Source organism: Aestuariivivens insulae, from assembly GCF_022662195.1.
GTDB classification, from domain to species: domain Bacteria; phylum Bacteroidota; class Bacteroidia; order Flavobacteriales; family Flavobacteriaceae; genus Aestuariivivens; species Aestuariivivens insulae.
The window spans coordinates 80366-94328 of record NZ_JAKMCS010000010.1; the positions used below are offsets into that span (position 1 = coordinate 80366).

Here is a 13963-nt window from a genome sequence, read left to right on the forward strand (position 1 = left end):
TAAACAAATTAAGTCATGCCAAAGTATGTAATTGAAAGAGAAATTCCAGGTGCTGGAAAATTATCTGCAGAAGAATTAAAAGCCATTTCGCAAACATCATGCGACGTTTTAGAAAATTTAGGCCCAAAAATTAATTGGGTACACAGCTATGTAACCGGTGATAAGATATACTGCGTGTACATTTCACCTAACAAATCATTAATTGAGGAACATGCCAAACAGGGCAAATTTCCTATTAGCTCTATTAGTGAAGTAGCTTCAGTTATAGATCCGATAACTGCAGAATAATTTGGACAAAAACCTGTTTCAAATTACATGAAACAGGTTTTAACTTATAATAAGATCCTGAAGCATGTTCAGGATAATAATATATTATACCAACATAGTAACAAGGTTCTCAACATACCCCTTTAAGGTTTGAAGGCATTCTGCTCCCGTAGCTCCATAAACCGTTCTATGGTCTCAAGCCAAGGTTAGCTTCATGGTATTTCCAACCACTACTTGACCATTTTTAACTACGGTTTTTTGAACAATAGCACCTACCGATAATATTGCAGAATTAGGCTAGTTGATAATCGATACAAAATATCCCCTAGTTAGATATCTGCCCTACTAATTACAGAGGAGTTAATATGTAATCCTAAAAAACACCAACACTAAGTAAAAACGCTATTTTTGACAGAAAATTAACAAATGTTAAATCTTTTTTTTTGTAGTTTTGGCCTATTTCCATAATCAGATCGTATATGCCGCCCCAAGCAAAAACAGAATATTTCTCCCTACTCTTTGATAAGCAATATCCAAAGCTTTGCAATTATGCTCTAACGGTTGTTGGTGACAAAGACATATCTAAAGAACTTGTACAAGAAGCTTTCATCAAGCTATGGAAGCGCTTGGATAGTATAAGTCCAGATAATCGTTCCATAGAGTCCTATCTAATTACTGTACTAAAAAACAACATCATCGATTTTTATAGAAAAGAACAGGTACGGAAAAAGCATATTGATCTATACAAACATAACAGGGAAACACAAAATCGTATAGAGGGTCAATGGGAAATAACCAGCCAGATAGAACAAGTTTATGCCACCCTGCCCGAAAAAACCGTAGAAATATTTAAACTATCACGAGTTAGCGGACTTTCATACAAAGAGATAGCTGAGCTAAAGGGCATTTCTATAAAAACTGTGGAACTGCACATGTCAAAGGCCTTGACCGCTTTTAAAAAAGGCCTGAAAGATTTTCTATAGAAAAATAGGGTTAACCTTATCGAGAAACGTCCTATAACCGGATTGCCCCAAAACGGCACACATCCCTATGAACAAATTAAATCCCCATGAATATGCGTACGACAAACATCTTTAAGCCCGGTTTTATTTTAGCCATTGCTTTTTTTGCATTGGCTTGTAGTTCGGATGACATATCTCCAGAGAATCATACACATGTAGCTACTGTTAGACAGAAAATCTTAAAAAAGAATTTGGCCATCCTTTTGCTTGAATATCAAGACATATCAGCTGAAAACAGGGCAAAGTTTCCAACCAAAAGTGAAATGGAAAAGATCATTTTTGATAAGAACAGTCCGCTGAAAAAATATTTTGACGATATGTCTTACGGGCAGTTTACCTATAGTGGAGATATTTTTGGTTACACCACAATTGCTGTAGACGGCATGAAGGATGGTAAAGCAGCAGAAGGCACCATATTTCTGTACACCGATATAATTAGGAACGTTCCAAACTTTGATCCTAACAAATACGATGCGGTTATCTTAGTGCCTGTTAATGACGCTGGGCTTGGTCAAGCATTCGCCCAGCGTACAGAGGAACTGTTAATCAATGGAAAAGCTTTCCGTAAGGGATGGGTTTACTGCCCTATTTCTGTTGGCAAACTTCATAGAGACCCCAACGCTCCTTTTTCCAATACAATAGAAGACAAATACCGTTCGGGAATACCCACAGGGGAAAACTCATCTGAGGATTTCGAAAATGGCGCTTTTACAGACTTTGAACTGACTTTTGCCCACGAGTTGATACATAATTTAGGCGTTGATCACGCCTTCTCTAGAACAAATGGCGACAAACCTGCCTATGAGCCAGAAATACCTAATAATAGTACTAAAGATGGTTACAGTTTGATGTATCACGAATATGGAGATCAATTTGATATTGTGGGGCTTGCTGCACAAGGCTTTTCTCTTAATGCTGTTTACAGAGACTTTTTCGGATGGTATGACAATACGAACACACTAGAAACGATTAATACCAAAGGCACAAAAACGGTAACGATATTTCCTATCAACGAAAGAAACAAGAAAAACGCCGTAGAAATAAGAATACCTGGCAAACCCGCTGCTCCATTTTACGAGGAAAACGCATTCATCTTTAACTCAAGTCTTAAAAACCAGGGCTACTTTTTGGAAGTACGCAATGCGGGTGCTTGGGACAAAGCTTTGTTGAATGCCGAACTGGCAGGAAACCTTGAAGGAATCATGATTCATCAAACAGATGGGTTTACGTCGTACTTACTGGATGCCAGTCCATCACCTAACATCAATTTTGTTGGATCAAATGTGCCAGATCTTAGAGACGTTGTTTTAAAACCCAATATGACCTATGAAAATGACGACGTTAAACTGTACAATGTCATAAAAAATGGCAATGGCTCATTTACCGTAACTGTAGATATCAAGTAGAACGACCGCTTTTAAAAAAGAATTGAAAAATTTTCTCTAAAAAAAATAGGGTCAACCTTCTCGAGAAACGTCCTATAATAAGATTGCTCCAAAACGGTACGCATCCCTATGAACAAATTTAACCAAATATGGTCATGTTCATAATACATGGGAAACCTAATTATAAGTGTTTGGCACCTATTGGCGGTAGCAAACTATAAAATCTAAAGATATAATTATGGAAGACAGGCATATTACCGAAACAGATATTTGGGCATATATTGCCGGCAATGCCGATGATGAAACCGTAAAGAGGGTTTTGCTTTGGAAAACATCAAACCAATACGACCCCGTATGGTTTGAACGTATTGCCAAGATATATAAACTGACCAGCAATGGAGAAACTTTTGGGCAGTCAGATTTGCAGAAAGACAAGGAAAAGCTTCTAAGCTCTCTCTCCCGAACTTCTTCCCGCAAAAACCGATTCTTGAGGAACTACCTTCAGTATGCAGCGGTAGCGGCTATTTTTATTTTTTCTGCAATTTACATCTTCATGAAGGATAGTGACAAAATAACCTTTGAAACCAGCTATGCAGAACGTAAGGCTATAGATTTACCAGACGGCTCAAAGGTTTGGATGAACTCCTCTAGTCTTTTATCGTACAGGAGATCGTCTCCCAGGAACGTATACTTAGAAGGCGAGGCCTTCTTTGAGGTAGCAAAGGACAAAAAAATCTCCTTCACGGTAGATACCCACGACAAAATCCAAATTAAAGTATTGGGCACCAGTTTTAATATAGCATCATACAAGCAAAAAAAAATTACCGAGACCATACTCTTGGAAGGAAAAGTAGAACTTTCTTGTCCAAAGCTTGGCCAGAAGATTCAAATGGTTCCAAATGACAAAGTAACCTACCAACAGAATGAGGGGACACTGGTTACTACCAAAGTCAAAACACCCGTGAATTTCACTTTATGGAGAGAAGGCATGATGCGATTCGTGGACAAATCGTTCCAAGAAATAGCAAAAGACCTAGACATTCAATATAACATAAAAATCAAATTTAAAAATGAAGAAATTGCAAAATCCAAGTTTACTGGTTCGTTTGGGCCAGACACTTCCATTGAAGAAATTCTGGAAATCTTACAGGTTTCAAAACCTTTCAATTATTACCAATCCACCCATGGAAACTGGGTAGTGGAATAAAAGATGTGGGAAAACTGCCATTTTCCCACATGCAAAGTCAATAATAACGTTTAATGTAAAAAAGTAAATATCAACATTCAAAAGTATGAAAAAAAAATCATTTTTATCCTTAATTGGGATAAACAGCCTCAATCACAAATTTTTGTTCTTGATGAAAATATCTCTAGCATTTTATCTTTTTATGGTAACCCAGCTTATAGCACACACGGCACGTTCCCAGAACAAGATTAGTATTAACCTTAAAGATGAGAAGCTATCTTCTGTACTAAAATATATAGAAGACCGATCGACCTTCAATTTTATATATAATAACGATGATATCGATGATGCGAAAAGATTCAGTATAAAGGAAAACGACAAGACAATAAACAAAATATTGGACAGACTTTTCAAAGGGTCAGACATCACATTTAAGATACGAAAAGAACATATCATTTTAGCTAAAAAACCAACGGTCTATAATTCGCCTCAGGCCGAATATACTATTAGCGGTACGGTAAAAGATGCCGAAACGGGCGAGACTTTGCTTGGCGCAACAATTAGTGTAAAAGATACCTCAAGGGGTGTCGTTACCAACGAATATGGTTTTTATTCCATTACGTTACCCTCAAAATCGTATGTTTTGGTCGTATCATACATAGGTTACCTACAAAAGGAGATTCCCATTGAACTTAACAAGGACCAAAAACTAATAATAGAGCTATCCCCAACATCCAATGAACTGGACGAAGTTGTCATTTTATCAGATTTGAAGGTTAAAAGTCAGGTAAAGACCATCCTAAACGGAACGGTGAGCTTAAATACTGCCGAAATAAAACAATTACCCTCATTATTGGGAGAACCAGATGTTATAAGGGCCATTTTAACCCAACCTGGAGTGGCTACTGTTGGTGAAGGGGCAACGGGTTTCAATGTAAGGGGTGGCAATATTGATCAAAACCTTATCCTACTTGACGAGGCTCCTGTATACAATTCTTCCCATTTGTGGGGTTTCTTTTCTATTTTTAATGCAGATGCTATCAAAAATTTAAAGTTATACAAAGGAGGTATTCCAGCCCGTTTTGGAAGCAGGGCGTCCTCTGTATTAGATATCAGGCAGCGCGAGGGGAGCAATAAAAAGTTTAAGGGAGAAGGTGGATTGGGACTGTTGTTTTCCAAGCTTACGCTGGAAGGGCCCATAAAAAAGGAAAAGCTAAGTTATTTGGTCTCCGGACGCAGATCGTATTTTGATCTTTTCTTTCCTTTAATGGGTGACGATGTTAAGAACAATAAAGTCTATTTCTATGACTTAAATACCAAATTGAGCTGGAACATCAACCAGAACAACAAGTTGTTTGCATCGGGATATTTTGGTGCCGATGTCATGAAGCTGAATTTTGAGGGGGAAACCCTTGCTAATGGTACTAAGGAAGACGATGATAATGTCGATTTTCGGTGGAAGAATGCAACGGCTACTTTACGTTGGAACCATATTTTCTCGGAAAATCTGTTCTTGAACACATCGGTAATCTATAGCCGATACAACTATGGCCTTTCTTCAAACGACAATACTGCTGGGGGAACAAGTGCAACAGGGGCTTTCTTATGGAAGTCAGCAGTTGAAAACTGGATATTCAAACCTGACTTTACACTCTATTCTAACAGCAATACCAAAATAAGGTTTGGTGCGCACAACACGCTGTATATATTTTCACCTGCCAATGTAAAAAGCAAAGAATCAGGCATCAATTCCATTGATTTAGAAAAGGAGAAGGGGTTGGAAATTGCCCCCTATGTTGAATATGAAAGGGAATGGGGGCAACTTTCCATAAATGCGGGCCTCAGGTATTCTTGGTTCGGAAACTTGGGCCCGTATACCGTTTCGGAGTACAACCTAAACCTGCCTAAAACAACCAGTTCCATAACGAAGAACACTACCTATAAAAAGGGGAAGGTCATTAAAAACTATTCAGGCTTTGAACCACGATTAGCACTAAAATATAACCTTAACGACCGTAAGGCATTCAAATTAGGCTATAACAGAATGTTCCAGTACATTCATTTAATTTCCAACACGTATTCGGCCTTACCATTTGACATTTGGAAACCTTCGGGTCCCCATGTAAAACCTTTGGAAGTGAACCAATTTTCGGCCGGTTATGCCTATGACACTCCCGATAGATCCTATAACTTTTCAATTGAAGGGTATTATAAGACTTTCAATAATATTGTGGAATATAAAAATGGGGCGAATCTCTTTATAAACAAAAATATAGAGACCGAGATGTTGAATGCCAATGGCTATGCCTATGGGTTAGAACTCGGAGCCTATAAAAACAAGGGTAAGCTTACGGGAAACATCAACTATACCTATTCCGTAAGTAAAAGAAAAACGGTTAGTAACTTTCCCTCTGAAAACGTGAACGGGGGGGCGTATTACCCTTCCAACTATGACAGGCCCCACCTCATCAACATTACCGGCAATTACAGATTGGGGAAAAAGTGGGAATTAGGTACTTTTTTCACTTACCAGACAGGACGCCCCATTACCCAGGTAACGGGCAGATTAACTGACCGAGACAGCAACACATCGTACTTTACTTATTCTAATAGAAACGCCTACCGAATTCCAGACACCCATAGATTAGACCTATCGTTCACTTACACCCCGGACAACAAGGCAAGAAGATGGCAGGGCAGTTGGTCCTTTGGGGTATACAACGTGTATGCTAATGAAAATGCATTTTCTGTGTATTCCACTTTTAACAACAATAAAAAAGTAAAAACATATCAATTTTCCGTAATTGGTGCCCCCATACCATTTATTACCTATAACTTCAAATTTTAGGATCTATGAAAAATCAACTTATAATAATTGGAAATCAATTATTTACAACTTGAATAATTATATCGAACCTATAACAAATAATAAAAATAAAAAGATGAAAACATTATATAAACTCCTTATCCTTTTACCGTTTTTGGCTGGCTGTACAAAAGAGATCGATCTACAAATCGATTTTGAGTCCCAGATTTTCATTCTTGGCGCTATTGGCAATGAGCCCGATAATGTGACCATTGAAATCCAGGAGACCGTGCCGGTACAAGAGACCACCGTCAAACCGATAAGAAATGCCACAATATCCTTGTATACCAAGACCCCTAAAGGAGATAAGTCACTAGTAACCAATAGCTTTAAAGAATCCAAGGGCGTATACACCAGTACAGAAATCATTTCTCCCACTATTGGTAATTATTATTGGGTTGAAATAAAGATTCCCAACAATAATACCACCTTTAAGTCGCAAGAGGAACAAATGAAACCCGTAGTACCCATAAGTTCGATCAATAAAAATGGGACTTCCCTCGCGATCAATTTTGAAGATCCCAGGAACGACACCAACCTCTATTTTGTTGAATTGAGCTACTTCCAAGGGGACAATTTTCTTCACAGCACTTTTGAGCTGTCCAACGATACGCTTTTTAACGGCAATAAGAATGCGTTTATACAAGTTCAAGGTATTTCTGGTAACAAGGTCAAGGCGACCCTATCTAATTTGAATTATAGGTCTTTCCTGTTCTATTCCAACCTCTACCAACAAGAATTTGAAAATTCCGATGATGGATCTGGTGATCCCGGGCGCTTGTTTTCCACTCCCCCAGTGAACTTAACGGGAAACATTACCAACATGTCGACCAAAAGACCCGCTCTAGGCAACTTTGCGGTTGTAAGTTTAAGTACCTATGAATTCAGTTTTTAAATCAAATTAAAATGTATTGTAAGCAATAGAATATATCTAGTGTTACTACCTAACGAAAGAATGTTAAATAAAAAAATAAAGTTAAAAATGAATAAAGTTAAAAATGCCTTAGTATTAATGTTTATTGCGATTTTTATTTCATCCTGTTCAAAAGATGATTTAAAAACACAGCGAGATAATGTTACGCAATTACCTAATGATGTAACCAAACTTTATGTTGAAAAAGGGAATACCAAATCCAATAAAGTTATTTTATATAGTAATGGAGGACCTGACAGTAAATTGAGTACAGACTATTTTGATGATCTTAATTTTTCTGAATTTCATGAAGTGTACGTACACCAAACAAACACATATAATAAGAGAGTAATAGTTGGCCTAAACGAAAACCTAACCTTTGAGAGAGCAATAAAAGAAGATCAAGTTTCCGTAAAAATATTATATAGAGTTATCGAGCACTTCAGAAAACAAGGGAAAGAAGTTTATGTAGTAGGACATTCCTTTGGTGCAGTGTTAATTCCTTCATTAATTGCAGAATACAAACCAAAAGTCAAAAAATACCTCATCATGGCAGGAAGACTGGATTTTCCCGATTTGGTATGGCAAGGCTTTAGAGACCGGAAAAGTTATATCTTTAAAGAAGGCGTCACGCCTACACCTGAAAATTTTTCTTCAGACATATCTGAAGTTGAGAAAAAAGAAAGTTATGCTAAATTTAGATTACAGGCAGGGTTCGGAAAAAATCGTTATACACAACTTCTTAAAGATATAGACCTATCCAATGTTATCTATGCATTCGGAGAGAAGGATGAAGCCGTTGGTAGATTAACCAATAAGGAAATTAATTTTTTAACAACCCATAAAGCAACTGTTTATAAAGTTCCCGACGGCTCACATAGTTCTATGTTTGAATCTCCACATAAAGAAAAATTAAAAAAATTAATGTTTGATTAATAATTTGACAACACCATATGTTTTGATATGAAACGGCTACCTAAAACAATGGGAATAATTTTCTTATGTAATAATATGGGCTGAAGACCTTAAACATTACTATTTTTAAAATGCCAAATGAATTATATAAGGTTTTACTTTGATTTAGCTATAAAAACCGTTATTGATCCCTCTACTAGCAAACTTGAATAGAAGTTAGAAAGTTGATTTATTAAAAAAACCTGTTTCATATAATTTGAAACAGGTTTTAACTTATAATGAAATCCCAAAGCATGTTCAGGATAATAATGTATTATACCAACATAGTTACAGGGTTCTCAACATACCCTCTTAAGGTTTGAAGGAATTCTGCTCCCGTAGCTCCATCAACCGTTCTATGGTCGCAAGCCAAAGTTAACTTCATGGTATTTCCAACCACTACTTGACCATTTTTAACTACTGGTTTTTGAACAATAGCTCCCACCGATAATATTGCTGAATTAGGCTGGTTGATAATCGATGTAAAATAATCGATACCAAACATACCCAAGTTAGACACGGTAAAGGTACTACCTTCCATTTCTTGTGGTGTTAGCTTTTTGTTTCTAGCTTTTCCTGCCAATTCTTTTACCGCCGCACCTATTTGTGGCAAACTTTGTTCGTTTGCAAAACGTACCACTGGCACTACCAATCCGTCTGGAACTGCAACAGCAACACCAATATGCACATGGTTATTTAAACGCATTTTATCTGCAAACCATTGCGAGTTAACCTGCGGATGTTGTTTTAACGCTAAAGCACAGGCCTTAACAACGATATCGTTAAATGATATTTTAGTGTCTGGTAATGAATTAAATTGCTGACGGAATGCTATGGCATTATCCATATCAAACTCCACTGCCAAGTAATAATGCGGTGCTGAAAATTTAGAATTGGTCAATGCTTTGGCAATGGCCTTACGCATTTGTGAATTTGGAATGTCTTCAAAATCTTCTTGGCCTGCTGGCACAAACTTACCAACCGATGCCACAGCCGCTGGCGTATAGTTTTCTATATCGCGCTTTATAATACGTCCATGTTCTCCAGAACCTTGAACTTGGGTTAAATTAATGCCCTTTTCTTCGGCCAATCGTTTTGCTAACGGCGATACAAATACCCTACCGTTTGAAGTTACAGGTGTTGGAGCTGGTTGATGAGACTTCTCGACTGCGCTCGAAGTGACAGTTGGAGCTGTTTTGGGAGCCTCTGCCTTAACTTCAGCTTTTGGTGTTTCTTCTTTTTTAGCTTCTGCAGGTGCTTTAAAGTTAGCCGCTACACCAGATACGTCGGTGCCTTCCGGCCCTATAATAGCTAACAACGCATCTACCTTAGCCGATTCACCTTCTTGTAAACCTATTTCCAACAAGGTTCCCGATTGAAATGACTCAAATTCCATAGTGGCCTTATCGGTTTCAATCTCTGCTAATATATCCCCTTCTTCAACAGTATCTCCTACTTTCTTCAACCAGGTAGCTACAGTACCTTCTTCCATGGTATCACTTAAACGTGGCATGGTTACCACTACAACACCTTCTGGAAGTTCTTGTGAAGCCACCTCTGCTTTAGGCTCCTCAGCCACATTCGGAGTGACAGTATCGTCCTTTTTTTCTTCTTTTGCTTCTGTTGGAGCTACATTCGCCCCTCCTTTTAACAATTCAGATATATCCTCACCTTCTTCACCAATTATAGCCAACAATTCATCTACTTTCGTAGTTTCACCTTCTTGAACACCTATATGAAGCAAAACTCCTTCGTTAAAGGATTCAAACTCCATGGTTGCCTTATCGGTTTCAATTTCTGCTAAAATATCGCCTTCTTCAACCTTATCACCTACTTTTTTTAACCATGCTGCCACGGTTCCTTCTTCCATAGTATCGCTTAATCGCGGCATATTTACTACTATTGCCATAGTCTATAATTTATGTTGAATAAATGGATAATCTTCTTGCTCGTAAACCACATCGTACATCACACTCTTTTCTGGCCACGGTGAATCTTCTGCGAATTTTTCGCATTCAGAAACTCTGTCTTTTACACGCTTATCTATAACTTTTATATCTTCTGCCGAGGCGTATTTTTTCTCAAGAATAATGTCTTTTACTTGTGTAATAGGATCTATCTTCTTATACTCCTCTACCTCTTCTTTTGTTCTATAGTGTTGTGCATCACTCATAGAATGCCCTCTATAACGATAGGTTTTCAATTCTAAGAATGTAGGTCCTCCTCCTTTACGTGCCCGTTGAATTGCTTCATCGAAAGCTTCGGCTACTTTTACAGGGTTCATACCATCTACAGGACCACAAGGCATTTCGTAACCTAGCCCCAACTTCCATATTTCTTCATGGTTTGCGGTACGCTCTACCGATGTTCCCATAGCATAACCATTGTTTTCACAAACAAACACTACAGGTAAGTTCCAAAGCATCGCTAAGTTAAAGGTTTCATGTAATGAACCCTGTCTTGCTGCTCCATCACCAAAACAACATAAGGTAACAGCATCGCTTCCGTGGTATTTATCACCAAAAGCAATACCTGCCCCTAACGGAATTTGCCCTCCTACAATACCATGTCCACCATAAAAACGGTGTTCTTTAGAGAAGATATGCATAGACCCTCCCAAACCTTGGGATGTTCCTGTGCCTTTTCCATACAGCTCTGCCATAACACGTCTAGGATCTACTCCCATACCTATAGGTTGCACGTGATTACGATAAGCTGTTATCATTTTATCTTTGGTCAAATCCATAGCATGTAATGCTCCTGCTAAAATAGCTTCTTGACCATTGTATAAATGAAGAAATCCTCTAACTTTTTGTTGAATATAAACTGCAGCTAGTTTGTCCTCAAACTTTCTCCAGAATAACATGTCTTCATACCATTTAAGGTAAACCTCTTTTGTTATTTTTTGCATCGACTTATATCTAGGTTTAATTTATGCGAGGTACAAAAGTAATACTTTGTGAGATATTGAAAAAATACAAGCTGATTAAACTAGTAAAATATCAAAAAAAATATTCTAAACGGCAACAATTGATTATTTGATAATTTTTTATGCCAAAAAGTTAAAAGTTTTAAGATAGAATTTGGAAGACCGACTACGGAGGACTGAAGTTGCATACTAGATGCTTGATGCTGGAGGTTAGAAACTGGAAATTAGGGGCTAGAAAGCGGAAGTTTTATTTTTCAAACGCATCAGGTTTGCTTGGTAAACAGTCGCAGAGCTTAGTGCTCAGTGTTCAGGGTTCAGTGTCAGTTGGCAGTACTTCACATTCAACCTTTAACCTTTTATTTACAATACCGACTTATCGAAAACCAAGGGCAATAAATTTGATAGTGAATTGGATCTTGCCACCTTACCAGATTCGCCCATAAAATATATCTCTATAGGCTGGTTTTGTTTTACTTCATATTCTGCAATAGCCTGTCTACAAGCACCACATGGCGGTATAGGCTCTAGTGTTGTTCCTTTGCTCGAAGCGGCAGTGATGGCCATTTTTAAAATTTTAATATTAGGGTATTTTGCACCAGCATAATATACCGCAGTACGTTCGGCACACAAACCGGATGGGTACGATGCATTTTCCTGATTACTACCTATTATGACTTCTCCATTATCCAATAGTATTGCCGCCCCTACTTGAAAGTTTGAATAGGGCGCATAGGCTTTCTTTCTAGCTCTTATAGCTTCTTGCATCAAATCTTTAACATCTTCCGGAAGTTGGTCTATACCGCCAAAAACTTGTAAAACACACTTTATTTTTACTTCTCTCATGTGTTAATATTTATTATTTTTTAATGGTCCCCCTTCGGCAAGCCCAGGGTATCGCATGTAACATCCATATTAACTTTCTACTGTGAGTTAAAACTTTAGTCATGAATGTTTTATTATGCTTCTATTGTATCTTTTTGAACTTACTAATATGATATTCCCGCTTCTGCGAGAATAACAACCCTGTCTGCCTTACCGGCAGTCAGGCAGATTCAATTGATACCTCGACACAAAAGCATCGAGGAAATTCTCCTCAATTTAAACAAAAAAACCATTACCGCTTGGGCAATGGCCTTTTTTATATAAAAGAAGCTGTGTGTGCGTTACTAATACTCTGTATATTCCCCTGCACCTATATTAAAGGTTAACGAAAAGCGCAAGGTTCCTTCTAACGGACTTTGCACCTTTGATGCAGAAAACAGGTAAGACAAGTCTACATTAACAACATTGTATTTAAATCCGGCTCCTAATGCAAAAAACTTTCTTGCCCCTTTTTCTTCGGCTTCATTAAAATAACCAGCCCTTAGTGCAAAGGAATCTTGATATAAATATTCGGCTCCTAAGGCATAGGTAAATTCTTTTAACTCTTCGCTAAACCCGCCTGGAGCATCTCCAAAGGATTGAAATATTCCTGACAAGAAATTAACGTCTTGTGATTTCCCTTTATAAATAACATCTTCTGCTACAATATTCTCTCCATCATCATAAGTACCATTCCCATTAGCATCTTCAAACTCAATACCTAAAATTGGAGGCGTTGGCACTAATAGTTTCGCCACCTCTGCTGTAACAGCAATTTTATTATAGTCATCAAAAATAAAATCGAATCCAGCTCCTAACCTCAAGTTTGTAGGTTGAAAATTTTCAGAACCATCCTCAAGATACTTAAATTTAGGCCCTATATTCTGAATGGCAAAACCCATTCGCCAACGTCCATTAAAATCGTTATAGGCTTCCTCTTCACTTTGATAATATCCTGAAATATCAACCCCAAAAGTATTAGCCGCATCTGTATTACCGCTGCCATCATCCAGCCTTAAATCTGACCTTAGGTAACGCATGGCTACAGACATAGCGAACTGGTCACTCAACCTTAGAGCATAAGATACATCCAAAGACAACTCATTAGGTCTTTGTATAATTTCTTGTGTTAAACTCCCATCTGGCAATTGATCTATAAATTCAATATCCCCCAAAGAAAAATACCTTAAACTGGCAGCAAAAGCACTACGTTCATCCAACCTATTAAAATAAGTTAGGTTTCCTAAAAAGATATCATTTACCAATTTACTTAAATAAGGTGTGTAGCTCACCGCTAAACCAGATTTAGTCTCTGAAAACACATATTTTGAGGAGTTCCATTGTTGAGAAAACCCATCGACCGAAGTAGCTACCCCCATATCCCCCATAGCTGCAGCTCTCGAGTCTGCTGCTATTAAAACAAATGGCATCCCTGTAGTAATCACCCTAGAATCATTATCATAAGGCTGTATTGTAGTTTGAGCTCCTAATTTTAATATAGCGGCAAAAGCCATTGCTAATAATAGTTTATTCTTCATGAAATTAGTTTAGTTAACAAATATAAATTTTATTTTAAACTG

11 protein-coding genes and 1 pseudogene are annotated in these 13963 nt (G+C 37.7%); 7 read left to right on the plus strand and 5 right to left on the minus strand.

Annotated elements, in window-relative coordinates; all coding sequences use genetic code 11:
* Window positions 1-15: 15 nt before the first annotated feature.
* The gene (locus MR062_RS12875) at window positions 16-288 is read left to right on the plus strand and encodes a DUF4242 domain-containing protein (protein WP_242204915.1); all 273 of its coding nucleotides are present in this window, start codon (window positions 16-18) and stop codon (window positions 286-288) included.
* An 84-nt stretch (window positions 289-372) separates the two neighbouring features.
* Here the strand turns inward: MR062_RS12875 and MR062_RS12880 are convergent.
* Window positions 373-585, minus strand: a pseudogene (locus MR062_RS12880) (2-oxo acid dehydrogenase subunit E2); the annotation flags it as partial.
* 161 nt (window positions 586-746) lie between these two features.
* Here MR062_RS12880 and MR062_RS12885 point away from each other — a divergent pair.
* The 6 genes from MR062_RS12885 to MR062_RS12910 all read left to right on the plus strand — a co-directional run bounded on the left by MR062_RS12885 (window position 747) and on the right by MR062_RS12910 (window position 8575).
* Window positions 747-1250: an RNA polymerase sigma-70 factor gene (locus tag MR062_RS12885; RefSeq protein WP_242204918.1), complete on the plus strand. Its 504-nt coding sequence runs from the start codon at window positions 747-749 to the stop codon at window positions 1248-1250.
* A 92-nt stretch (window positions 1251-1342) separates the two neighbouring features.
* Window positions 1343-2695, plus strand: a complete 1353-nt coding sequence (locus MR062_RS12890; protein WP_242204919.1) for a zinc metalloprotease — start codon at window positions 1343-1345, stop codon at window positions 2693-2695.
* Between the two features lie 217 nt (window positions 2696-2912).
* On the plus strand, window positions 2913-3881 hold the full coding sequence (locus tag MR062_RS12895) for a FecR family protein (RefSeq protein WP_242204921.1): 969 nt from the start codon (window positions 2913-2915) through the stop codon (window positions 3879-3881).
* 151 nt (window positions 3882-4032) lie between these two features.
* Window positions 4033-6708: a TonB-dependent receptor gene (locus MR062_RS12900; protein ID WP_242204923.1), complete on the plus strand. Its 2676-nt coding sequence runs from the start codon at window positions 4033-4035 to the stop codon at window positions 6706-6708.
* Between the two features lie 94 nt (window positions 6709-6802).
* Window positions 6803-7621: a DUF4249 domain-containing protein gene (locus MR062_RS12905; RefSeq protein WP_242204924.1), complete on the plus strand. Its 819-nt coding sequence runs from the start codon at window positions 6803-6805 to the stop codon at window positions 7619-7621.
* 87 nt (window positions 7622-7708) lie between these two features.
* The gene (locus MR062_RS12910; protein ID WP_242204926.1) at window positions 7709-8575 is read left to right on the plus strand and encodes an alpha/beta hydrolase; all 867 of its coding nucleotides are present in this window, start codon (window positions 7709-7711) and stop codon (window positions 8573-8575) included.
* 292 nt (window positions 8576-8867) lie between these two features.
* Here the strand turns inward: MR062_RS12910 and MR062_RS12915 are convergent, their stop codons facing one another.
* The 4 genes from MR062_RS12915 to porV all read right to left on the minus strand — a co-directional run bounded on the left by MR062_RS12915 (window position 8868) and on the right by porV (window position 13921).
* A complete protein-coding gene (locus tag MR062_RS12915; protein ID WP_242204928.1) occupies window positions 8868-10502 on the minus strand; it encodes a pyruvate dehydrogenase complex dihydrolipoamide acetyltransferase in 1635 nt (544 codons plus the stop codon).
* Between the two features lie 3 nt (window positions 10503-10505).
* Window positions 10506-11504, minus strand: coding sequence for a pyruvate dehydrogenase (acetyl-transferring) E1 component subunit alpha (gene pdhA, locus MR062_RS12920; RefSeq protein ID WP_242204930.1), 999 nt, complete (start codon window positions 11502-11504; stop codon window positions 10506-10508).
* A 378-nt stretch (window positions 11505-11882) separates the two neighbouring features.
* Window positions 11883-12365: a cytidine deaminase gene (gene cdd / locus MR062_RS12925; protein ID WP_242204932.1), complete on the minus strand. Its 483-nt coding sequence runs from the start codon at window positions 12363-12365 to the stop codon at window positions 11883-11885.
* 323 nt (window positions 12366-12688) lie between these two features.
* Window positions 12689-13921, minus strand: a complete 1233-nt coding sequence (gene porV, locus MR062_RS12930; protein ID WP_242204934.1) for a type IX secretion system outer membrane channel protein PorV — start codon at window positions 13919-13921, stop codon at window positions 12689-12691.
* Window positions 13922-13963 lie beyond the last annotated feature (42 nt).